The sequence below is a fragment of the Clostridium sp. FS41 genome (assembly GCF_000954015.1).
In the GTDB taxonomy this organism is placed as follows: domain Bacteria; phylum Bacillota; class Clostridia; order Lachnospirales; family Lachnospiraceae; genus Enterocloster; species Enterocloster citroniae.
The window spans coordinates 174,494-197,979 of record NZ_JYHN01000062.1 but is presented as its reverse complement, the minus strand read 5'-3'; the positions used below and the strand labels follow the sequence as shown (position 1 = coordinate 197,979).

Below are 23,486 nucleotides of genomic sequence, written 5' to 3'. Positions count from 1 at the left end.
ATTAAAAATATAGAATCGCAGACAGATTAAATTGACAAGAATGTCAGAAAATGATAATCTAAAATCATGGGTAATGTGGAAAAAATGCGTGAAAGGAGGTTACATATGTTACTAAGCAAACCGGAGATTATACAAATGTTCACAAAGATCGCCCAATTGTGGAACGAGAACAAGGATTATCTCAGTGAGATCGATTCCAGGTTTGGGGACGGGGACCATGGCGTAACCATTGGGAAGATTGCCGGACTGATGGAAAAAAGCATGAATGCCTGGGAAGATGACGACATGGAGACGTTTATCGAGGACCTGGGGGACAACACCATGGAGATCGGCGGGGGCAGCGCAGGTCCCCTGTATGGGACCATGATCGGAGGCCTTTCAGGACCATTGGAAGGCAGTAAGCCCATTGATGCAAAGACTTTAAAGGAAATGTTTACCGAGTGCCAGTCCGCCATGGAGGATATCACCACTGCGGGCATTGGCGATAAGACCATGATGGACGCCCTGATCCCGGCGGTGGAAGCCGCGCAGAAGGCGGAGGACGATATCATGTCCATACTGGAAGCTGCAAAGGAAGCGGCCGTCAGGGGAGCAAAGGAGAGCGAACAGTACATTTCCAAATACGGAAGGGCCAGAAGCTATAAGGAACAGACCATTGGCACACCGGACGCAGGTGCAGTGAGCACATCGCTGTTCTTCACCGGTCTGTGTGACGGATTAAAATAGGAGAGAGGTATCATGTATGAAAATGAAAAAATTTATTAACAATCCCGAGAACCTGACACCTGAGCTTTTGGAGGGCTTTGTACTGGCAAACAAGGATCTTGTTTCCCTGGGGGAGAGCCGTATGGTCATCAATAACAAGCTGGCCCAGGCGGACCGTGTGACCATTGTGACCCAGGGCGGCTCCGGTCATGAGCCGGCCATCAGCGGTTTTGTGGGGGAGGGTATGGTGGATGTGTCGGTTGTGGGCGATGTGTTCGCTGCTCCCGGGCCGCAGGCATGCCTGGATGCCATCAAGCTGGCTGACAAGGGAAAGGGCGTACTTTATATTGTACTGAACCATGCGGGGGATATGCTGACCGGCAACCTGACCATGAAAAAGTGCGCCAAGGAAGGCCTGAACGTGATCAAGGTAGTGACCCAGGAGGACATTGCCAATGCGCCCAGGTCCAATGCGGATGACAGGCGCGGCCTGGTTGGCTGTATCCCCACCTACAAGATAGCGGGAGCGGCTGCCGCCGAGGGCAAGAGCCTGGAAGAGGTGGCGGCAGTGGCACAGCGCTTTGCCGACAACATGGCCACCCTGGCAGTGGCTGTTTCAGGTGCGACCCATCCTGCAACCGGAAGCCTGCTGGCAGATCTGGGTGAGGATGAGATGGAGATCGGCATGGGGCAGCACGGGGAGGGCGGCGGAGGACGCCAGCCCATGAAGTCAGCGGATGAGACAGCGGTCATCATGCTGGACGGCCTGATCGCTGACCTGGATATCAAGGAAGGGGAGAAGGTTATGCTGATCCTCAACGGTACCGGGGCCACCACCCTGATGGAACTGTTTATTATTTACCGCAAATGCGTGGAATATCTCAAGGGTAAGAATATAGAGATCGTTGCCAACCATGTGGGTGAGCTGCTGACAGTACAGGAGCAGGCCGGATTCCAGATGTTTATGGCAAGGATGGATGATGAGCTGCTCCACTACTGGAATGCACCCTGCAACACCCCTTATATGAAAAAATAATACAGGTGTCCGCACCAAGGAGGATATGATATGGCGGCTGAATATATGCACATTGGAATTCCGGTCCTGAACAAAAAAGAGGGAATGACCTATAACGAGGCCATGAAATTCTGGGTCAGCAATGTGGATGACTATGATTTTAAAATCGAATACCTGAAATTTGAGGAGGGGACTCCCTTTCCTGAGATCCTTTCCAAGCAGCCTCATGTGGCTTATAAGGTAGATGACCTGGACCACTATGCGGCCTTGGCACAGCAGGTGATATTTGGTCCCCTGGACCTGGGGCCCGGGGTGAGGCTTGCATTTGTGATTTGGGATGATGCCATTATTGAACTTTATGAGGAAAAGTAAGGAGATAGCCGGATGTTAGTCAATATGAATCAGGTCCTGCAGTATGCAGAGGACCGCCGGTGCTGTATCGGAGCCTTTGACACACCTAATCTGGAGATACTGATGGCAGTATTGGGGGCGGCCGAAAAGCGGAACGAGCCCGTTATTATCCAGCACGCCCAGCTGCATGAGTGCGAGACGTCCATTGACGTGATCGGCCCAATTATGGTGCGTATGGCAAAGGATGCCCAGGTACCCGTGTGTGTAATGCTGGACCACGGCGAGGATATAGAGTATGTGAAACGGGCCCTGGACATTGGTTTCAGCGCTGTTATGTACGATGGGTCCTCCCTTTCCTATGAGGAAAATGTCCGTATGACAAAGGAGGTAGTGGCCCTGGCAAAGGCAGCGGGCGCGGATGTGGAGGCGGAGATCGGGATCGTGACCGGGCATGAGGGGCGGGAATTTGGCCTTAAGGAAGTGAGCGAGGCGTATACGGATCCGGACCTGGCTGCAAGGTATGTAAAGGATACGGGGATCGATGCCCTGGCGGCATCCGTGGGCACGGTACACGGCTTTTATACCACCAAGCCCAACCTGGATTTTGAACGGATCGTAAAGATCAGAGAACTCACAGGCATTCCTCTTGTAATGCACGGCGGATCAGGGATCAGCGTGGAGGATACCCAAAAGGCCATCCGCTGCGGTATCAGGAAGATCAATTACTTTTCCTACATGTCAAACGCAGGCGTTAAGGCGGTAAAGAAGCTTTTGGAGGAAAAAGAGGTGAAGTATTTCCATGACCTGGCCAAGGCGGCAGTGGATGCCATGGAGGCGGACGTACTTAAGGCCATGGCCATGTTTGCACTGGAGTGAGGGGATGGGATCCATTGCCGGAATGGAGTGAATAAACGCATATGTGATAGAACGTATGGTTCCTTGGAGACAACAACCGGGGAACCATACGTTTTTTTGTGCGCGGCGTCTGTCTTTAATTTCGGCAGATGTACTGCTCCAGATCAGGCTGAAGGGTATTAAACATGATATTCACATTATTCAGATGACCATAAATTGCCTTTTGAAGTCCGATCTCATCATGGTTTTTAATGGATTCCACAATGGCGCGGTGCTGATGGGGCATCATAATGGGATTTTCCAGGCGGAGAGCAAGAAGACGGGCCCGCATGTAGTGGATATCCCGTTCACCGGTGTGTTCCAGCACAAATTCCTTATGTGTCATATTATAAAATATCTTATGAAATTCCGTATCCAGCTGAAACGCCAGTTCATATGCGGATGCATTCAGAAGCTCCTCCTGACGTGCTACCAGGGACTCCAGATATGGGACAATGGATTCAAAACATCCAGTGTGGTAGCCATCCATCATGATCTTGTATTCCAGAGCTTCACGCAGATAACGGATTTGTTCCAGCTGCTGCACATTGATCAGGGTCACGTAGCTGCCTCTCTGAGGACGGGCTTCCAGTGCGTTTTCAGCTGCTAAAAGATGCACTGCTTCCCGGACCGGAATACGGCTGCAGTTGAATTCTTTTGCCAGTTTAACCTCGCTGAGCTTTTCTCCCGGCATCAGGTGAAGGGAAGCAATCTCATGCCACAGATGCTGGTAAATGATTTGGGTAAGGTTAGACGGTGTCTGAATGGTTTCGATCATAGTTACTCCTGTCTGTCAGATGAATCAATATTTTTGGTATTTGGTAATATCCAGATGACAATATCTAGTATACATTCTATAACATAACCCCAAATAATTCAATATATTATACTGTTAAAAATTGGTGTTATACGTAAATATGCCATAAAATTTCATTTGAAACAGTCGTCCGAAATTCAAAAAAATGTATACCAGATTGAATGGAATAAAATATATTATTAGTAAATAAATGTAATAATATGTAAAAAAATATGGAGTTAAACTAAAAATATTTTATAGTGAAAGACATGATGAGCAATTAAATATGTTAAAATAGCACTATAAGGGAGAGATAAAGTTGTAAAAAACATAAAAAATCACAAAACCCATTGACTTTATATATACATCGTATTATACTTGCCTCAGATGTTATACTAGTATACATTTTAAGAGCGCAAATAAGGAATCATTAAAAAGGAGCTTATCATGATGGAAATGAGGCCGAAATTATTGTGTCCGTCCATATTAAATCTGGCCATCGACAATATCAGGGAAGAGGTTGAGAAACTGGATGCCACGGATATGGATATTTATCATGTGGACCTGATGGATGGGACATTTGTTCCAAACTTTGGAATGTCTGTACGTGAACTGGAGATGATCCGGAGGGTTACGGACCGGGGGGCCCGCAAATTAATTGACTGCCATATGATGGTCATGAATCCGCACAACTACATAGAAAAGGTAGCCCAGGCAGGAGCTGATATCATTTATATCCACCCGGAATCAGAACTGATTCCGTCCGCCACCCTTGAGCTGATCCAGATGCAGGGCAAGAAGACCGGTCTTATCCTGAATCCCTGTACCGCGCTGGAACGTGTGAAGGATATGCTTCCGATTACGGATTATGTCATGATCATGGCGGTAAATCCCGGATTTGCAGGCAGGGAATTTATGCCCTATACCCGTCAGAAGTTTATTGAACTCAACAGCTACAGGGAGGAACATGGACTTGATTATCACCTTCTGCTGGATGGGGGAGCCACAAAGGAGATTATCAGCGACCTGTACCATAACTGCGGAGTGGAGGGGTTTGTATTGGGAAAACAGGAACTGTTTTTCCAGGAGGAGGATTATGCGGCCTGCATAGACAGGATCCGGGCTTATTAAAACAGTAAAAACAAACATAAATACAGGAGGATCATTGAATGAAAAAAAGATTAGCAGTCATCATTTCCGTGGTATTAAGTGCAAGTATGCTCTTTGGATGCGGTTCGGGTTCGGGCGCCACGCCTGCCACCCAGGCGGCAGAGGCAGGGGGCAAGGACACTCAGGCAGCGGCTGCCGGCAGCAAGGAAGCGGCTGCCGCAGGGGAGACCGTAAAGCTGAAGTATGATCTGACCGTATCCCTGGACCATCCGTGGGGGCAGGCGGCGACCGAGTTTAAGAAGCGTCTGGAGGAAAAGTCAGGCGGACGCTTTGTGGTAGAAATCTATCCCTCCAGTTCATCCGGTTCAGAGGCGGATTCCCTGGCGGGTATGCTGGTGGGCACAACGGATATGACCATGTCCGGAGGATCCTTTAACGGATATGCGCCCAGCGCCACTCTTTTGGAAGCGCCCTGGGCTTACAACTCGGAGGAAGATGTACAGAACATGGTTGAGAGTGAGATCGGAACTTCCATCAAAAACGACTTTGAGACAGCGGGCTTTCATGTGCTGTGGTATCAGCTGCGCGGCGCCCGCCAGCTGACTTCCAATGTGCCGATCAACACCCCCGCTGACCTGAGCGGACGAAAGATGCGTATGTCCGGCAACACGCTGCACACCAATATGTGGAACAGTGCAGGCGCTGTGTGCTCATCCATTGCCCTGGGAGAGACCTTTAACGCATTGAGCCAGGGGGTTGTGGAGATGCAGGAGAATCCTTATGACATGATCTATGACAACAGCTTTTATGAAGTACAAACGTATGTGAATGAGACAAACCATGTATATTCAACAATCCTCAATCTGATCTCGGCCGACCTTTACAATGGGCTGGATGATGAGATGAAGGGCTGGCTGGAAGAGACATCCCGGGAAATGCAGCAGTGGACCAATGATTACTACTATGAGCACAAGGATGATTACCGCCAGAAGTGTATAGACGCAGGCATGATAATTAACACAGAGGTGGACCGGGAGGCCGTCAGGGAAGCCATGAGCCCGGTGATCCAGTCCTATCTGGAGGACCAGGGGGCAGAACTCTGGGATATGTATCAGAAGATCTGTGAAATGTCCGAGGCCAATGCAAAATAACAGGATGGTTTTAGACGCCGCTTGCGGGCAGCAGGCGGCGTTTTATAAAAGCGCAGCTAATAAATTTGATTTCAGTCGGGGGATAGCGATGAAGAAAATTACTGACATACTGGATGAGATATTCCACTACCTTACGGCCCTCTCCTTTGGCCTGGTAAGTATCTGCGTTCTGGTCCAGGTCATCACACGGTATACACCGGGGATCTCGGCTCCCTGGACAGACGAAATGACAAGGTTATTTTTTATGTACACAATTATGTTCGGTGCGCCCATGGCCATCAAATACAGCGAGTACGCGGTTATCGATATTGTGACAAACAATATGCATGGCCCGTTCAGGCATATCATAAACATTTTGGATTATGTGTTCATATGCGTTGTGGGTGTGGCAGGCACAAAACAGGCCCATATATTCTGGAAAACAGGTCTCAGGACCGTATCCACTTCACTGAGGATCAACATGGGCATCTTCTACCTGGTTCCGGTAGGGATATTCGCCCTGACATCCGTATACTGTGTCTCCGGAATCATCAGGGAGATCCTGGAAATGGGAAAGGGGGAAGAATAAAATATGGTTGCAATGATGTTTATCATATTTCTTGTACTGCTGATATTGGGAGTGCCCATTGCATTTTCACTGGGGTTTTCATCCCTGTTTTATCTGTTTGCAAACGGAATACCGCTGACCGTCATCGCCCAGAAGTTTTATGCCGGCATGGACTCCTTTACCCTGCTCTGCATTCCGGGATTTATGCTGGCAGGCGCATTGATGAACGGGGGAGGGATCACAAAGCGCATCCTGAATTTCTGTAACTCCTTCCTGGGGCATTTCCGCGGAAGCCTTGCACTGGTAAACATTGTGGCAAGCATGGTGTTTGCCGGCATTTCCGGCACCGCCATTGCCGATGTGTGCAGCCTGGGAAGCATGTTGATCCCGGCCATGGTGGAGGATGGTTATGATGATGATTTTTCCGTGGCGGTGACCGCGGCATCTTCGGTGGTGGGTCCCATTATCCCGCCCAGCGTGCCCATGGTCATAGCTGGTTCCTGCGTAAGTATTTCCGTGGGGAAAATGTTCCAGGCAGGTATCATTCCGGGAATACTGCTGGGCCTGGCCCTCTGTGTACCCACCTATATCATTTCCGTAAAGCGCGATTATCCAAGGCATGAGAGGGCTGACTGGAAGGTGCGTGCTCAGACGACCAAGGACGCGATTTGGGCCATGTTGATGCCGGTCATCCTTCTTGGGGGGATCCTTTCCGGTGTGTTTACACCCACGGAGGCATCCATTGTCACCTGCGTATACGCACTGATCGTAGGAGTCTTTGTATATAAGGAGATCAAGATCACGGATGTGCCCAGGATTGTGTGGGAAAATATAAGGGCCTGCGCCAGCATTATCGTGCTCATTGGCCTGGCCAATGTATTTGCCTATATCCTGACAGCGGAACGCATTCCGCAGATGGTGGCCAACAGCATACTCAGCATCACGGATAACCGCATTGTGGTGATCCTTCTCATCAATGTGGTGCTGCTGTTTGTGGGTATGTTCATGGAAAGCCTTGCGGCGATCCTGATCACCTTTCCGGTACTGCTTCCAGTGGCAACCGCGGTGGGGATGGATCCGGTCCACTTTGCGCTGATGGCGATCCTGAACCTGATGCTGGGGCTGACAACACCGCCGGTGGGCATGTGCGTGTGCACAGGCGCCCAAATAGGAAAAATTTCTGCTTTTAAGGCTTTCAGGGCCACGATTCCATTCCTGGCCACGAGCCTTTTTGTACTGATGCTGGTATCATTTGTACCCCAGCTTACCCTGTGGATACCAAGCATTTTAAATTAACACTATAAGTAGTTGGAGGATGAGGAAAATGGGACAGGTTGTTGTTATAACCGGCGCAGGCGGCGGCCTTGGCAGTGTGTTTGCCGTGGAGCTTGCCAAAGACGGTAAGCTGATCGCTGTGCTGGATTATGATATGGAGGCTGCCCAAAGGGTGGCGGCAAAAATCAGGGAACAGGGCGGGACTGCGGCTGCGGTCCGCTGTAATGTGGTGGACAAAAATTCCATGGAACAGGCCCGCCGGGAGGTGAGGGAAAAACTGGGAAAGTGCAATGTGCTGATCAACTGTGCCGGAATCCAGGACCCCCTTGCCAAGACGACTGTGGAAGCATACAGGCAGGGGGAGGAGATGGATACGCAGGTATCAAAGGCTGATCCGGACAGCCCGGACAGCAGGGGAGCTGCCCGGGAACTGCTGGGAAAGAGCCGTACCCTGTTTAACATTGACGCTGAAAAGATGATGGGGGTCATGAATGTGAATTGGCTGGGGACTGTGATCGCCAGCCAGGTATTTGCAGTGGACCTTGTAGGAGTGGAGGGAAATTCCATTATCAACATCACCTCCATGGCGGCCTATGACGCCCTCAGCATGGTGCCTGCCTATGCGTCCAGCAAGGCTGCCGTGGATATGTTCACCCGGTGGCTGTCCAATTACCTGTCCAATGAATTCGGTAAGGTAAGGGTCAATGCAGTTGCTCCCGGATACTTCCTCACACCTTTAAACCATGACATGTACGTGAATCCTGACGGAACCTACACCCAGCGCTACTACAATGTGATCCACCGCACGCCCATGGGCAGGCTGGGGGATTCCAGGGAACTGGTGGGAGCGCTGCGGTTTTTTGCAGATCCTGATATGTCGGGCTACATTACGGGGCAGGTGATCGCAGTGGACGGAGGATTCCTGTCCTGCCCCGGTATTTAAGGACAGAATGGATGGAAAGGACGGAAAAATGAAAGCAATTACGGTAATTGGACCAAACCACATGGAGATGCTGGACATAGAGAAGCCTGTTATCACCGAACCGGACCAGGTCCTGGTGCGGATCCGTGCCGCGGGGATATGCGGGTCCGATGTGCATGTGGCCCATGGAAGCAATCCTTATGCGGTATACCCAAGGGTGATCGGGCATGAGGCGGCCGGAGAAGTGGAGGCGGCCGGAACGGCGGTGAAGGATATTAAGGTGGGAGACGGGGTGGTATTTGAGCCCATTACATACTGCGGAAAATGTTATGCCTGCCGCAGCGGCCACCACAATGTGTGCAGGGATCTTAAGGTTCTGGGATGTATTGTGGACGGGACATTCAGGGAGTATGCAGTGGTAAAGCGGTCCCAGGTGTACCAATATGATAAACGTAAAATGAGTTATGTCCAGGCAGCCCTGTGTGAACCCTACACCATTGGATCCCAGTCCAATTGGCGCGGCAATGTCAGGCCCGGGGACGTGGTCCTGGTCCACGGGGCAGGGCCTATCGGCCTGATCGTAGCGGATGTGGCTAAGAGCCGGGGAGCGGTGGTGATCGTATCCGAGCCAAATGAAAACAGGCTTGCCATGGCAGCCGGGTTTGGGGCGGATCACATGGTCAATCCCATGAAGGAGGATCTGGACGCACTGATCATGGAGGTGACAAAGGGAGAGGGGGTCAATGTGGTGTTTGAGGCAGCGGGGATCCCGGCTCTTCTGGAACACGCCGTAAAGATCCTGTCACCGGCCGGCCGCCTGGTGGCCATGACATTTGGCCAGACACCCATTGCAATCGACTTTAAGGCGGTCAATGCAAAGGAACTCACCATCCTGGGGACCAGGCACCAGATGGAAAAATTCCCGGAAACGCTGGAACAGCTTCCAAACCGCCTGGACCGGGTGGACCGGCTTATAACCCATGTGTTCCCGGCTGAAAAATACGAGGAGGCATTTGCCGTGCTGGCTGATAAGGGCAGCGGTGCGGGCAAGGTGGTCCTCACATTTGACTGAGGTTGGAACGACCTAAAAACCAACATTGCTGGTTGCCCGCTGACATGGTATAATAAACAGATACTGGCTGATAAATAAGTTTTGAGAGAGGAGTAATACCATGCAGGATAGTTCCACAGGGCAGATCGTATTGATCGCAGTAATAGCGGCCCTGTTTTTGGTCGTGCTGCCAAGGATACAGTCACGGACAGGAAAGAGTATGTCGGAGCTGTTATTGGGCATTAACAAGAAGAAGGAAAAGCAGGGGGAAGAGGGGCGGACTGCGGAGAAAAGCAGGGGCCGGGAGCCAAAACAGAAGAATGGCACCCAAGGCGACCTCACCATATTTGTTTCCCAGCTTTTGAAGTTTGCAGGCAAGAACGGTATGAGTGTTGTGGCGCCAGGTATGGTGGAATACCAGGGAAAGACGGCCCTTCTGGTGGCTCTCCTGGTGGCGCCTCACGGTGTGACGGGCATCCACTGCGTGGGATTCGGAGGCACCATTACCCCTGGGGAGGGATCCAAACCCTGGAACCAGCATATGAACGGAAAGGACCTGATGTTCACCAATCCGCGGGTGTTCTGCCAGGAGCAGTATGACCTGGTGCGCGCTGCCATGGATGAGGAGGGGATCAACGGGGATCTGAACATTGTAACCGTGTTTACCAATCCACGTGTGAACCTTTTGTACGGCCCTTCTGATTCTGTCTTTACCCAGAAGCAGTTTATGGAGTATCTGAAAAACACGGAGCTCCTTAAAACAGGGGACCTGGATGTGGCTGATACGACCAGGATCCTTGCAAAGCTGGCCAAAATCCAAGAGAAAAGGGCATCAAGGGGAAGGTTATCTAAAACGCGTAAGGGGGAGAAAAGGGAATGAAAGCGGGGATCATAAGATGTATGCAGACCGAGGATTACTGCCCGGGAACCACGGATTTCAGGATGATACGGGAGAAAAAGGGGGCGTTTGAGGGAATTGACGAGGAGATTGAGGTCATTGGTTTTATCAATTGCGGCGGATGTCCGGGGAAAAAGGCCGTGCTCAGGGCGCGGGAGCTTGTGAAGCGGGGAGCGGATACCATTGTATTTGCATCCTGCATACAAAAAGGGACACCCATTGGATATCCGTGTCCCTTTGCAAAAAGAATGAAGGAAGTCATACAGATGGATCTGCCGGATACGGTAAAGTATCTGGATTTCACACACTGAGATCCCGAATATGGATCGCGGCAACGTTCCGGTTCACGCAAAGTAGCCGGGATAACGCTTCACCAGTTCTGATTTTTCCACCCGGTGCCTTGTAAGGTGCCGGGTCATGAGCATTTCGGCCAGTTCGCTGTCGCGGCGGCCAATGGCATACAGGATATTTTCATGGTCCTCCACGATCTTATCCGGCTTAAGGGATTTCAGGGACAAGGCCCTGAGCCGGTCAAAATGCACCATCTGGGAATGGATGACCTCGTAGGTGCGTCCCTTGCCCACGGACAGGAATAACAGCCTGTGAAAGTCCGTGTCCAGTTCAAACAGCCGGGTATAGTCGACTGCGTTCAGATACCGTATCTCATCCTCCAGGTTTGCTTTCAGCAATGTCTCATATTCCTGGGAAATGCCTTCGCACACAAGCTTTAACACCGCGTTCTCCAACACCAGGCGCATGAAACGGGACTCCTCAATGAGTTCGTAGTCAATTTTGGCAATGTAGCTGCCGCGCTGGGGCTGTATGTCCACCAGGCCCATTTTACTCAGCTCAATAAGGGCCTCCCGCACCGGAGTGCGGGAAAGCTTTAACAAAAGGGAGAGCTCGTTTTCGCTGACAGCGCTGCCCGGCGCCAGTTCAAGGGTGATGATGTTGTACAGAAGAACACGCAGCGCATAGGAGCGCGCGTTTTCAGATGGCTGCCTGTCTAATAGTTCCATATCATATCCTCGCTGATCTATTACATATTCTGGTTCATTTCCATTATTTTAAAAATCAAAGGTCAGTACGATCTTGCGGATGGATGGGTCGTGGCTGTCCACAAAGTCAAACGCTTCCTGGGCTTTGGTCAGGGGGAAGGTGTGGGAGATGGAGTTTGTAAGGTCCAGCTTGCCCTCATTTACCAGCTCAATGGCTTTGCCGAACATTTTGTTCTGAAGCCTGGAGCCTCTAACGTCCAGCTCTTTGGAGGTGATCAGGAACTGGTTGATCTCTGTGGGAGCAGTGGAAAAGCCCATGGTCATAACGCGGCCCGCATTGCCTGTGGCCTGGAGCAGATTGATCAGGGAATCCTTGTTGCACACCGCATCGATGGATACAGTGGCGCCGTGGCCATAGGTGTATTCCTTTACTTTTTCGATCAGGTTTTCCTTCAGCACGTTGATGGTGTGGGTGGCTCCGTTGGCCTTTGCCGCTTCCAGCTTATCATCCACCACATCGGCAACAATGATGTGGTCGCAGAGAAGGCGTGCGATCTTTAAGATAGAGCTGCCCAGGGCGCCGGAACCATAGATCAGCAGCAGGTCGTCCTTTTCAAGATCCGCTCTGGTGCAGGACTGGATACCGATGGTGGTGGGCTCGATCATGACAGCATCCTGGTCGGACAGGGATTCAGGAAGGATATAACAGTCTGATTCCGGAACAGCAATATATTCCCTGTAACCGCCGTCAATATGCACGCCCCGTACAGCCAGGCTGTCACATACATTTCCTCTGCCGATCTTACAGGGGTAGCAGTGCCCGCAGCTGGTGACCTGATTGATGATAACCCTGTCGCCTACTTTCAGGTTGGCTACGCCAGGGCCCGCTTCCTCGACCCTGCCCACCATCTCATGACCAATGATCCTGGGGTAAGTGGCTGCCGCGTTGGTCCCGTGATAAATACCCACATCGGAACCGCAGATCCCTGCAGCGGTCATCTTAACAAGAACATTGTCCTTTTCTGTGATCACGGGCTTTTCAATGTCGATCAGCTTTAATTCATTGGGTTTCACAATCTGTACGGCTTTCATAATCATTCTCCTTTAATTCATTGATTTTCTGTGTTATTGCATCACATCAACTACCATACAAGTATACTAATGCCCCTTGACGGAATTGTCAATGGCGGAAAATAAAATGGAAAAATATGAGCGTTTTTCATAAAAATACATAATAAATATTGTGAAAAATTACATATTGAAAATAAAGCTTCCATATACTACCATACTAGTGAGACTTGCTTTATTTGTAATCTATCAATATTCTTATTTCAAAAGGAAAGGGTAATCAGATGAAACTAACATTGGAAGGATTAAAAGACAAGAGTTTGTGGGAAGCAGCCGGTATCGGACTTCCTAAATACGATACCCGTGCAGTGGCGGAAGAGACAAAGCAGGCGCCTGTGTGGGTGCACTTTGGAGCAGGGAACATTTTCCGTATATTTATCGGCGGACTGGCGGACAGGCTGATCGAGAGCGGGGAGAGCAGCAAGGGCATCACCTGCGTGGAAACCTTTGATTTTGATGTGATTGATCAGATATATAAGCCCTATGATAACCTGGTGCTGGCAGTTACCTTAAAGGCTGACGGTTCCACGGACAAGAAGGTCATCGGATCTCTTACCGAGGCCCTGAAGGCCCAGTCAGGGGTGAAAGAGGAGTGGGACCGTTTAAAGGAGATTTTTATCAATCCGGTGCTTCAGATGATCTCCTTTACCATAACGGAAAAGGGCTATGCCCTGAAGGGATCGGACGGAACTTATTTCCCATTTATACAGGCGGACATTGACAATGGTCCGGACAAGGCCGTATCTGCCATGGCAGTTGTATGCGCTCTCTTATATGAGAGATATAAGGCATGCAAGGCTCCGCTGGCAGTGGTATCCATGGATAACTGCTCCCACAATGGTGAGAAGCTTCAAAGCTCCATCCTTACCATGGCAAAGGAATGGAACCAGAAGGGATATGTGGAGGACGGATTCATTGCCTATCTCTCTGATGAGAACCAGGTTTCCTTCCCCTGGTCCATGATCGATAAGATCACCCCACGCCCCGCGGATTCCGTATGCGCTGAGTTGGAGAAGGCCGGTGTGGAGGATATGGCCCCGGTCATCACCTCCAAGAAGACTTATATTGCTCCATTTGTAAACGCAGAGGGACCTCAGTACCTGGTGATCGAGGACAAGTTCCCCAATGGCAGGCCTGCCCTGGAAAAGGCCGGCGTATATATGACTGACAGGGATACGGTCAACAAGGTGGAGCGGATGAAGGTAACCACCTGCCTGAACCCTCTTCACACAGCTCTGGCCGTATACGGCTGCGTGCTGGGATATACCTTGATCGCGGATGAGATGAAGGATGAGCAGCTGAACAGGCTGGTCCATGAGATCGGTCCGGTGGAGGGAATGCCTGTTGTGACAGACCCCGGCATCCTGTCCCCTGAAGACTTTGTAAATGAAGTCATCAATGTGAGGATCCCCAACCCCTTTATGCCTGATACGCCACAGAGGATCGCCACTGACACCTCACAAAAGGTTGGGATCCGCTATGGCGAGACCATCAAGGCTTATGTTGAAAAGTATGGCGATGCAAAGAAGCTGAAGGCCATTCCCCTGGCCCTTGCGGGCTGGTGCAGGTATCTGCTGGCAGTGGATGATGAGGGCAATGCATTTGAGCTTTCAGCCGATCCCATGGTGCCTGAGCTGACAGCTGCGTTAAAGGGAATCCAGGTTGGAACGCCTGAGTCCTACACGGGACAGTTAAAGCCCATCCTTTCCAATGCCAATATCTTTGGAATCGACCTTTATGAGGCCGGCATCGGCGAGACGGTGGAGGCAATGTTCCAGGAGGAGATTGCAGGCCCGGGGGCTGTGAGAGCCACACTTAAGAAGTATGTTGGATAGTTTCAGATACCATAGGGAAATATTATAGGCATACACCATAAGGAAATCAGTCCGAGGGGCTTTCCCCTCGAACCCTAAAACAAAAATTAGTTTGTCTGCATTCTGCGGTCCGGGCGTTCTGCCGGGCCGTTTTTTTGCCGTTTCTTCCTTTTATATTATTGCTGCACTTTCCATACCACGTTTTACAGTGTATGTTTGGAGGCATAGTTTTGCAGATAAGAGTTAAAATTCTTTCTATATTCCATTGGATTACAGTTTAACAGCTTTTTGAAAACTGAGGAAAAATAATTGCTGGAGGAAAAGCCCAGTTCGTAAGCCAGCTTTGTGATCTGGATATCGCTGGTTTCCAGCATGTGCTTGGCCTGTTCCATTTTCTGGAGCAGGATATATTCATTGGGGGTGATGCCCACCTCCTCCTTAAATTTTGTCTTAAACCTGGACAGGGAATAGCCTGAGGCTTCAGCCAGTTCCTGAAGGGACAGGGACCTGCTGATGTTTTCCCGGATGTAATCAATGGATTGCTGGATGTTAGGGTTAAAGGGATGGATCGCTCCTTTTTCCACTGGAAGCATATAGCACAGATTGGAGAGGAAACAGCTTAAAAATAAAACCCCGTTTCTCACATCCTGTATATTTTCACTGGAAAATAAGTTGAAGGCCATGCGTATGAGCTGGATTTCGGTGGTTGACATCTGCAGATGGCGGTGCTTGATGGAAAGCAGATAGTCACAGAGAGCGTTGCTGTACTCCTTGTTCAGACAGAGAAGGTTATTGCGCTCCTTCATATCGATCTGGAACGCGTAAAACTCACAGGGCATCTGGGGCAGGTTGCCGTTCCCATGGAGTTCATAGGGGAAGGTGATAAAGGCTTCGTTTCCGGTGATGGTGTAGGAGACACGTCCATCCATCTGTTCTAAAAAGGAAATCCTCTTTCCTTTGATCATACAGTGGATTTCCCATATATCCGAGTGGTAATGGGTGGGGCTTGGGGGGATGGATGAATTCATACGCCAGTGGGCAAAGTTCGCCAGGCCTGGAATATGATGCTTTTCCCGTGTTATGACCTGCTTATGCTTCTGCCAGCAGTAATCATCAAAAATTTCAGGCATTGTTGGGACCCTCCTTTGCTTTAGTGAGACTATTTCTGAAAACACAATAAGAATTTGATCCAGTTCACAAAAAGTATGAAATAGTACTAGATATTATATTGGATGCAATTCAAACCTAAAAACATTATACTATGTCTGACATAAAAAATCAAAATGGAGGAATGAGATGAAAGAAATAGCAAGTGGCGTATGGCCGGTCATGATCACGCCTTTCACTGCCGACAACAAGGTTGATTATGATGCGGTCCTGAGGATCATCCAGTGGTATGAGAGGATGAATGTAACAGGAATTTTCGCGGTTTGCCAGTCCAGCGAGATGTTTTTCCTGGATAAGGAGGAGCGGTTAGAGCTGGCAAGGTTTGTGATCCGTAATACACCAAAGCATATGGGTGTCATTGCCTCCGGACATGTGGCTGAAAAGATGGAGGATCAGGTACGGGAAGCCCAGGCGATCATTGATGCGGGGGCGGAGTCTTATGTGTTTATCTCAAACCAGTTTGCAAAGGAGGGGGAGAGTGAGGACATAGCAAAAAAGAACATTGAATATCTGCTGGACCATGTTGAGGCTGACAGCTTTGGGGTTTACGAATGCCCGGCCCCCTATAAGCGCCTGCTCTCCCCTGAATTATTAAGGTGGTGCGCCCAGACAGGAAAATTTGCGTTCTTAAAGGATACATGCTGTGACCTGAAACAGCTGAAGGCAAAGTGTGAGGCAGTAAAGGGAACCGCTCTTAAGATCTTTAACGCCAATGCGGCAACCCTGTTGGAAAGCCTGAAAATGGGGTGCGCAGGATATTCTGGAGTCATGGCCAACTTCCATGGGGATCTGTATGCATGGATGTGCAGCAATTACCATAAGGAACCGGAGCGGGCAAAGGAGCTCATGGATTTCCTGGGAGCCGCCTCCATGGTGGAGTGCCAGGTTTACCCTGTCAACTGTAAGTATCACATGCAGCTGGAGGGCGTGGATATGAGCCTGGTGACCCGATCAAAGGATGCATCCCTTCTGACAGAGAGCAAGAGGATGGAGATTGAACAGTTTCATGCCATTACACAGGTGTACAGGAACAGGTTTTTTGGAGTATAAGTCACGTTAACAATGGAAATGTATAGGAGGATTACATTTATGAAGAAGAGATTGATAGCAATGGTACTTTCAGCATCACTGGCAGCAGGCGCTTTAACAGGCTGCTCAGGCAGTTCAGGAAAAGAGACAGCACCGGCCCAGGCGCCGGCGGCTGATGCGTCAAAGGAATCAGAGGGACAAGCCGGTTCCCAGGGGACGGCGGACGCCTCGGCGGATCCGTCCGTGGATTTGATCTTTACCTCAGTGTCCGTGACAGGCGATTCCCATACCATTGCCATGACGGCATTTGCAGAAAAGGTAAAGGAACTGTCCGGAGGCTCCGTCACCTGTAAAACATACTCAGACGGTACTCTGTTCTCATCTGAGAATGAATTTGATGCCCTGCTGTCCGGGGATGCGGATCTGGCCTACATATCCTTCCCCACACTGGCCACACAGTCGGGCCTGGAATGGTGCTCCATGGTGGCATCGGGGTATTTCTGGAGTTCCTATGACCATATGACCAATACGCTGAACGGAGAGCTTGGGGAGGAGATCTTTGGAAACATCCAGAGCCAGATCAACTGTATCCCAATGTCCGCTTTTTATCTGGGAAGCCGTGTGGTGAATACAAGAAATAAAGAGATCAACACCTACGAGGATATGAGCGGGATACTGCTCAGGATGCCCAACTCCGAGACTTGGCTGAACCTGGGCGAGGCCCTGGGAGCCAACCCCACCCCTCTTTCCTTTTCCGAACTGTATACCGCGCTGCAGACAGGCGCAGTGGATGCCCAGGAGAATCCCCTTCCCACGGATGTCAGCGCCGCGTTCTATGAGGTGGCGCCCTATATAGCCATCACCAATCATGTGATCGATTCCATTCTTCCCTGTATCAATACGGATACCTGGAACAGCATGACCGATGCACAGAAGGCAGCGGTGACAGAGGCCATGGAATACGCAAGAAGCGTAAATGATGATGCCAGGATTGAGGAGGAGGAAAAGGACATTGCCTTCCTTGAGGAAAAGGGCTGTACCATCACATACCCTGACCTGGTGGAGTTTAAGGAAAAGGTTCAGGCTTACTATACAAACCATCCGGAACAGACGGAAACATGGGATATGGATCTGTATGACAGGATCCAGGCAATGGCCAACTAGGAAGCTGTGCTGATTTCTGACCATGTGCTGATAGGCAGGGAGTAGGCCATACCTATTCCCTGTTTGTGAAAGGAGGATTTATTTTGGATAACTTGAAAAAGGCGGGAAAAGCCGTGGTGGATTTCATGGGGATCGTTGTGCCCAGCATATCGTTTATAATGATATTCATCACATTTATGATCTCCATCTGTTCCAGGTATTTTTTCAGAAGCGCGGTGACCTGGAGTTATGAAGTGTCCGTTCTGGGATATATGTGGACCATGTTTTTCGGCGTGGGTAAGGCAATTGAAGCGGACGAACACGTAGTGTTTGGACTGGTCTACGATACATTAAAGCCTTTTGGGCAATTCATGTGCAAAATGGTCTATAACATTTTCCTGCTGGCCCTTCTGCTGTTTTGTTTTGTCCCGTGCGTACAGGCCCTGCTGGGCAGGCAGATGGTGACAGGAGTGCTTAAACTGCCCTACACAGTGGTATTCGCTCCCTTTGTGTACATGCTGGCAGAGGTGATCGTGCGCACTGTCATCAATATCGTAAAAACCGTAAAGGATTATAAGCAGATCAAGGAAGGGGCGGCATAAAATGAATATTCCTATTATCATGTTATTTGTTGTACTTGCAATTTGTTTCATTATCCGTATGCCGGTATCATTTTCCATGCTTGCAGCGTCAATTACCTATTATCTGCTTGCAGCGCCTGATAAGGTGGGGCAGGTATTTACCGTCATAACCGGAAATATGTTTTCCAATTATACCATGCTGGCGGCTCCCCTGTTTATCTTTATGGCCAATGTGCTTAACGAGGGGGAGGTCACCGACAAACTGTTTTCATTCTGCAACGGCCTGCTGGGGCGCCTGAAGGGCGGTACGGCCCAGGTCAACGTATTTATCTCCCTTATCTTCTCGGGAATGACAGGATCGGCCATAGCGGATGCTTCCGGCATCGGCCTGATGGAGATCGAGCAGATGAAAAAAGAGGGGTATGACCCGGAGTTCAGCTGCGCCATTACCGCGGCGTCCGCCACCATCGGACCCATTTTCCCGCCGTCCATTCCCATGGTCATTTACGCCATGCTGTCCGGGGCATCGGTGGGCAAGCTTTTTATGGGAGGCATGGTTCCGGGGGTACTGCTGGCAGTTTTACTGATGATCTATGTGGCATACATTTCCCACAAGCGCAATTATCCTGCCGGTGTGGTGATGACCCTGCGCCAGTTTGGGAAAGCCACCATTATTGCGTTTCCGGCCCTGTTTACAGTTATTCTTCTTCTGGGAGGCATCTATACAGGCGTGTGCACACCCACGGAAGCCGGCGCCATCGCCTCCGCCTACGCCCTTCTTATCTCCCTGCTGATCTACCGTACCCTTGGTCTTAAGAAACTGATTGGTATCATCAGGAAATCCGCTGCCAATACAGCTGCCCTGGCGCTTTTGTGCGGAACCTCCATGCTGTTCTCCTATATCATTTCACTGGAGCAGGTTCCGGCAGCTGTGGCAACGGTTGTTACAGGAATCACGGACAACAAATACATTTTCCTGTTTGTGGTCAACATTGTATTTTTGCTCCTGGGCTGTGTGCTGGATGTGAGTACGATCCAGCTGGTATTTGTCCCCATGGTGCTTCCGCTGGTTAAGGCGTTTGGGATCGACCTGGTCCACTTTGGCGTTGTGATCTGCCTGAATATGATGATCGGGCTATCCACCCCGCCCTTTGGCATGCTGCTGTTTATTGTAGCCGGACTGGGGAAAACCAGGATCGCCGGTGTCATAAGGGAGATCCTGCCCATGGTGCTGATCATGATCGGATTGCTGTTCCTTGTGACCTATGTACCCGATATCATACTGTTTATTCCAAATACATTTATGTAAATGGACAGATGTTTGGAAATAAAGCCTGGGAGGCATAACGCAGATGAAGATAGCAGACTTACATACGCTCCTGGCTCAATGGGAACATCCGGACAAAGAGTTCAGGAGCGCCCCCTTTTGGGGGTGGAACGCCTTCCTTGACCGGGAGAATCTGGAGTTTCAGATCGGTGAGATGAAGAAAGAAGGAATGGGCGGTTTCTTTGTCCATTCCAGAGAGGGGCTGGAGACCCCATACCTCTCCGGGGAATGGATGGATGCGCTGGCACTGTGCGTGGACAAGGCATCGGAGGAGGATCTGGAGGTCTGGATCTATGATGAGGATAAGTGGCCCTCCGGTTCTGCCGGGGGAATGGTCAGCCGCAGGAATCCGGACCAATACGCCGCCAAGGGACTTACCCTGGAGATCCTGCCCCCGGAGATCCTGCCCTGTAAAGAGGCCGGAAGCCTGGGGCTTTCCGGGGAAGAAGCAGCTGTGGACGGGAAGATCCTGGGAATCTATGACAACGTGGTGGAGGGGATGGTCCTGGTCCTGAGGATGGAGCGTTCCGGCGCCAGCGAATGGTACAACGGATACGCCCCCACGGATAACCTGAACCCCCAGGCGGTGAGTGAATTTATACAAATGACCCACGGCCGGTATAAGCAGCGGTTTGGAGCAGAATTTGGAAAACGGATCAAAGGTTTTTTCACAGACGAGCCCAACTGCTGTGATTTTTTCAGTGTATTTACAAAGGGACGGCCCTGGCTTGTGTGGACGGAAGATTTCCCCCGGGTATTTGAGGAAAAAAGGGGTTACAGCCCCATGGAATATCTGCCCTATCTGTTTATAGAAGGCAAGGAGAGCAGCAGGATCCGCCACGATTACTGGCGCACGGTCACGGAGCTTTTCTCCGAGAGTTACATGAAGCAGCTGTATCAGTGGTGCGATGAAAACAGCCTGTCCATGACAGGGCATGTGCTGTATGAAAATGATCTGGGCTATAACATCCGGGTCTGCGGCGCGGCCATGCCTTTGTACCGGTTCATGCATTGCCCGGGGATCGATATCCTGGGGGAACAGACCCGGGAGTATCTCACCGTAAAGCAGTGCACCAGTGTGGCGAACCAATATGGACGCACCATGGTTCTCTCAGAGACTTATGGCTGTACGGGGTGGGAGTTCACCTTCGAGGGTCAGAAGTGGCTGGGAGACTGGCAGTTTGTAATGGGAGTGACCAGAAGGTGCCAGCATCTGGCCCAGTATTCCATCACAGGATGCAGGAAAAGGGATTATCCTCCTGTGTTTAACTACCAGACAACCTGGTGGGAGCACAACCATCTGATGGAAACATATTTTGCCCGCCTGTCCGCATGTGTCACCACGGGGGAGGTGGTAAGGCATGTTTTGGTACTTCATCCCATTACCTCGCTGTGGACCATGTGTAAAAGCAGCCCGGAGGAGGATCTGGACCACATAGAGATGAATATGGGATGGCTGGACAGCCATATTACGGATCTGAACCGCTTGGGTGAGGAGTATAACCGGCTGGCAAACATGCTGTTGGGAGCCCACTGGGATTTTGATTTTGGAGATGAGATCATCCTGGGGGAAAATGCATCGGTTGACAACAAAATGCTGCGGGTGGGCATCCGCAGGTATGACACAGTGGTGGTGCCCGGGGTTTTGTCCCTGTTTAAGACCACAGTGGATCTTTTGGAAGGATTTGTAAAGGCGGGAGGCCGTCTCATCTGGGTGGGAGCATTTCCGCGCATGATTGAGGGAAGGCCCGGCTGTCTGGCGGAACATGTATTTGGAAACGCGCCCATTTTCAGGTGCACATCCTTTGAAGAACTGTTAGGAGTACTGGAACAGGTACAGCCCAGGGAAGTGCGGGTGGAAAAAAAGGAGGGCGGGGAGGATACGCAGATCCTTACCATGCTGAGGAAAACAGAGGACGGATACCTGGTGTTTGCGGTCAATCATGACCGGGAGGGGGAACATCCCGTCACGTTTTCCTTATCAGTCCGGGGCAAAGTGGAAGTGTTAGATTTATGGACCGGGGAAAAGTGGGAAAAAGAGGTGGAACGATCCGGCGCCGGCATGGCGTTTGTGGATACATTCCGCCCCGCCATGAGCAGGATCTATCTGATCCATACCAAAGAAGCGCCCAAAGAGGGGAAACAGGCATTTCCATACCGCCATCCCCATTATACGGATCCTGTTTTTGCCGCACTGGGGCCGGAGGCGGCGTTTTCCCGGACCGCTCCCAATGTACTGACCCTGGACCGTTGCCGCTATTGCCTGGACCATGGAGAGTGGTCGGATGAAATGGAGGTGTGGCAGGCCCAGCGCCGGATCAGGGAACAGCTTAACATGCAGCAGGTATATTACAACGGAGCGCCCCAAAGATACATGTGGATCAATGATCCCTGCAAAACGGACGGTACTGCATTTGCCCTGCGGTTTGAGTTTTCAGTGGAAGCCCTGCCGGAAACGGTATGTTATGGGGTGATCGAAAAGCCGGAGGGCTATTTGGTAACCTGCAACGGTATGGGATGTGAATTGGCAGACGGATATTTTATGGACCGTGATATGAAAAAGATTCGGCTGAATGGATTAAAAACCGGAAAAAACATCCTTGAGATAACCGGGAAATACGGCCGGAAGGTGGAACTGGAAGACAGTTATATCATAGGTGATTTTGGTGTGAATCCACAGAGAGCCATTACCGCAGAACCGGAACGGATCCATTTTGGAGACTGGTGTTTCCAGGGATATTACCATTATGCAGGCAGCATGGTCTACCATTTTGACCTGCCGGGGAAAATGAAAGACAGCAAACGGATCATACTCCATCTGGGCCAATACAGGGGAACACTGGCAGGAATACTGGTAAACGGTAAAAAGGCAGGATATCTCATGGGCAAGTGCTACAGGGATCTGGATATTACGGATCATCTGGGGGAAAAGGAAAACCATCTGGATATTGAGGTGGTGGGAAGCCCCAGAAACATGTTTGGTCCTTTCCATCAGGCATACACCGGCTGCACCAGGATCAGCTGGAAGGATTTCCGGACAGAAGGAATGTACCACTGCAGCGGCTATGTGCTGGAACCCTACGGGCTGATGGAACAAATAACATTATATGAGGTGTAAGATGGTGACTGATAAAATTGAAAACCTGGGAAGCTATCCGCAGCTTGAAAAATACCAAAAGGAAATTGAGGAGTTTATCAAAGCGCTGGATATGCAGGAGTTGGAGGAAGGACGGTATGTGCTGAGGGAGGACACACTCATTGCCCTTGTCCAGAAGTACCATACCAGGGACAAGGATTCTTCACGCATGGAATCACATAAAAAATACGCGGACCTGCAGTATATCCACAAAGGGGAAGAGATGATCTATACGGACCGTGTGGAGGAACTGGTGCTTGCGGAGGACCGTACTCCGGAGGAAGACATCCTCTTTTATGAACCCAGAAGGGACAGCGGTGCGGATGTCTTAAAAAGCGGAATGTTCGGATACTACGAACCCCAGGACGCCCATATGCCCTGCATAACGTATCTGAACAGCTGTGATGTGATAAAGGTGGTATTTAAAATTAAAATGATCTAAAGGAGG

Annotated in this window: 23 protein-coding genes; 19 read left to right on the top strand and 4 right to left on the bottom strand. The window is 50.4% G+C overall.

What is annotated here, in order from left to right:
* Positions 1-105 precede the first annotated feature (105 nt).
* From CLFS41_RS17520 to CLFS41_RS17505, 4 genes are read left to right on the top strand one after another with little or no spacing between them, the layout of a single operon-like run.
* A complete protein-coding gene (locus CLFS41_RS17520) occupies positions 106-726 on the top strand; it encodes a DAK2 domain-containing protein (RefSeq protein WP_007861814.1) in 621 nt (206 codons plus the stop codon).
* 16 nt (positions 727-742) lie between these two features.
* Complete coding sequence (locus CLFS41_RS17515) at positions 743-1,741, top strand: dihydroxyacetone kinase subunit DhaK (protein ID WP_007861812.1); 999 nt, start codon at positions 743-745, stop codon at positions 1,739-1,741.
* A gap of 30 nt (positions 1,742-1,771) precedes the next feature.
* On the top strand, positions 1,772-2,092 hold the full coding sequence (locus CLFS41_RS17510) for a hypothetical protein (protein ID WP_045092995.1): 321 nt from the start codon (positions 1,772-1,774) through the stop codon (positions 2,090-2,092).
* Positions 2,093-2,104: 12 nt separating this feature from the next.
* A complete protein-coding gene (locus CLFS41_RS17505; RefSeq protein WP_007861810.1) occupies positions 2,105-2,947 on the top strand; it encodes a class II fructose-bisphosphate aldolase in 843 nt (280 codons plus the stop codon).
* A gap of 115 nt (positions 2,948-3,062) precedes the next feature.
* On the opposite strand, the gene CLFS41_RS17500 is transcribed toward CLFS41_RS17505, so the two are convergent.
* Positions 3,063-3,743, bottom strand: coding sequence for a GntR family transcriptional regulator (locus tag CLFS41_RS17500; protein WP_007861809.1), 681 nt, complete (start codon positions 3,741-3,743; stop codon positions 3,063-3,065).
* Between the two features lie 465 nt (positions 3,744-4,208).
* Here CLFS41_RS17500 and CLFS41_RS17495 point away from each other — a divergent pair, with 465 nt between their 5' ends.
* The 8 genes from CLFS41_RS17495 to CLFS41_RS17460 all read left to right on the top strand — a co-directional run bounded on the left by CLFS41_RS17495 (position 4,209) and on the right by CLFS41_RS17460 (position 11,026).
* On the top strand, positions 4,209-4,892 hold the full coding sequence (locus tag CLFS41_RS17495) for a ribulose-phosphate 3-epimerase (protein WP_227162123.1): 684 nt from the start codon (positions 4,209-4,211) through the stop codon (positions 4,890-4,892).
* Between the two features lie 38 nt (positions 4,893-4,930).
* The gene (locus tag CLFS41_RS17490) at positions 4,931-6,022 is read left to right on the top strand and encodes a TRAP transporter substrate-binding protein (RefSeq protein WP_007861807.1); all 1,092 of its coding nucleotides are present in this window, start codon (positions 4,931-4,933) and stop codon (positions 6,020-6,022) included.
* 88 nt (positions 6,023-6,110) lie between these two features.
* Entirely contained in the window at positions 6,111-6,590 is a 480-nt protein-coding gene (locus CLFS41_RS17485; RefSeq protein WP_007861805.1) for a TRAP transporter small permease subunit, read from the top strand.
* Positions 6,591-6,593: 3 nt separating this feature from the next.
* Positions 6,594-7,865: a TRAP transporter large permease gene (locus CLFS41_RS17480; protein ID WP_007861803.1), complete on the top strand. Its 1,272-nt coding sequence runs from the start codon at positions 6,594-6,596 to the stop codon at positions 7,863-7,865.
* Positions 7,866-7,893: 28 nt separating this feature from the next.
* On the top strand, positions 7,894-8,787 hold the full coding sequence (locus CLFS41_RS17475; RefSeq protein ID WP_007861801.1) for an SDR family NAD(P)-dependent oxidoreductase: 894 nt from the start codon (positions 7,894-7,896) through the stop codon (positions 8,785-8,787).
* A 28-nt stretch (positions 8,788-8,815) separates the two neighbouring features.
* The gene (locus tag CLFS41_RS17470) at positions 8,816-9,838 is read left to right on the top strand and encodes a zinc-binding alcohol dehydrogenase family protein (protein WP_045093066.1); all 1,023 of its coding nucleotides are present in this window, start codon (positions 8,816-8,818) and stop codon (positions 9,836-9,838) included.
* Between the two features lie 100 nt (positions 9,839-9,938).
* Positions 9,939-10,697, top strand: a complete 759-nt coding sequence (locus tag CLFS41_RS17465) for a hypothetical protein (RefSeq protein WP_007861798.1) — start codon at positions 9,939-9,941, stop codon at positions 10,695-10,697.
* Complete coding sequence (locus CLFS41_RS17460; protein WP_007861796.1) at positions 10,694-11,026, top strand: CGGC domain-containing protein; 333 nt, start codon at positions 10,694-10,696, stop codon at positions 11,024-11,026. Before CLFS41_RS17465 ends, CLFS41_RS17460 begins: the two co-directional genes overlap by 4 nt.
* 33 nt (positions 11,027-11,059) lie before the next feature.
* On the opposite strand, the gene CLFS41_RS17455 is transcribed toward CLFS41_RS17460, so the two are convergent.
* Together CLFS41_RS17455 and CLFS41_RS17450 are read right to left on the bottom strand one after the other, a co-directional pair.
* Positions 11,060-11,734 (bottom strand): GntR family transcriptional regulator, encoded by a 675-nt coding sequence (locus CLFS41_RS17455; protein ID WP_045092994.1) that lies wholly within the window; start codon positions 11,732-11,734, stop codon positions 11,060-11,062.
* A gap of 48 nt (positions 11,735-11,782) precedes the next feature.
* Positions 11,783-12,805, bottom strand: a complete 1,023-nt coding sequence (locus CLFS41_RS17450) for a zinc-binding alcohol dehydrogenase family protein (protein WP_007861793.1) — start codon at positions 12,803-12,805, stop codon at positions 11,783-11,785.
* A gap of 260 nt (positions 12,806-13,065) precedes the next feature.
* Here CLFS41_RS17450 and CLFS41_RS17445 point away from each other — a divergent pair, with 260 nt between their 5' ends.
* On the top strand, positions 13,066-14,676 hold the full coding sequence (locus CLFS41_RS17445; RefSeq protein ID WP_007861792.1) for a mannitol dehydrogenase family protein: 1,611 nt from the start codon (positions 13,066-13,068) through the stop codon (positions 14,674-14,676).
* 182 nt (positions 14,677-14,858) lie between these two features.
* Here the strand turns inward: CLFS41_RS17445 and CLFS41_RS29080 are convergent, their stop codons facing one another.
* Positions 14,859-15,785, bottom strand: coding sequence for an AraC family transcriptional regulator (locus tag CLFS41_RS29080; RefSeq protein WP_007861790.1), 927 nt, complete (start codon positions 15,783-15,785; stop codon positions 14,859-14,861).
* 166 nt (positions 15,786-15,951) lie between these two features.
* Here CLFS41_RS29080 and CLFS41_RS17435 point away from each other — a divergent pair, with 166 nt between their 5' ends.
* The 6 genes from CLFS41_RS17435 (at position 15,952) to CLFS41_RS17410 (ending at position 23,480) form a co-directional block, all read left to right on the top strand.
* Positions 15,952-16,872 (top strand): dihydrodipicolinate synthase family protein, encoded by a 921-nt coding sequence (locus CLFS41_RS17435; RefSeq protein ID WP_007861788.1) that lies wholly within the window; start codon positions 15,952-15,954, stop codon positions 16,870-16,872.
* A gap of 39 nt (positions 16,873-16,911) precedes the next feature.
* Positions 16,912-18,015, top strand: a complete 1,104-nt coding sequence (locus CLFS41_RS17430) for a sialic acid TRAP transporter substrate-binding protein SiaP (RefSeq protein ID WP_007861786.1) — start codon at positions 16,912-16,914, stop codon at positions 18,013-18,015.
* An 83-nt stretch (positions 18,016-18,098) separates the two neighbouring features.
* On the top strand, positions 18,099-18,596 hold the full coding sequence (locus CLFS41_RS17425) for a TRAP transporter small permease subunit (RefSeq protein WP_007861784.1): 498 nt from the start codon (positions 18,099-18,101) through the stop codon (positions 18,594-18,596).
* Between the two features lies 1 nt (position 18,597).
* Complete coding sequence (locus CLFS41_RS17420) at positions 18,598-19,884, top strand: TRAP transporter large permease (protein WP_045092993.1); 1,287 nt, start codon at positions 18,598-18,600, stop codon at positions 19,882-19,884.
* 43 nt (positions 19,885-19,927) lie between these two features.
* The gene (locus CLFS41_RS17415; RefSeq protein WP_082082621.1) at positions 19,928-23,020 is read left to right on the top strand and encodes a glycosyl hydrolase; all 3,093 of its coding nucleotides are present in this window, start codon (positions 19,928-19,930) and stop codon (positions 23,018-23,020) included.
* Position 23,021: 1 nt separating this feature from the next.
* Positions 23,022-23,480 carry a YhcH/YjgK/YiaL family protein gene (locus tag CLFS41_RS17410; RefSeq protein WP_045092992.1) on the top strand — a complete coding sequence of 153 codons (459 nt, stop codon included), beginning with the start codon at positions 23,022-23,024 and terminating at the stop codon, positions 23,478-23,480.
* Positions 23,481-23,486 lie beyond the last annotated feature (6 nt).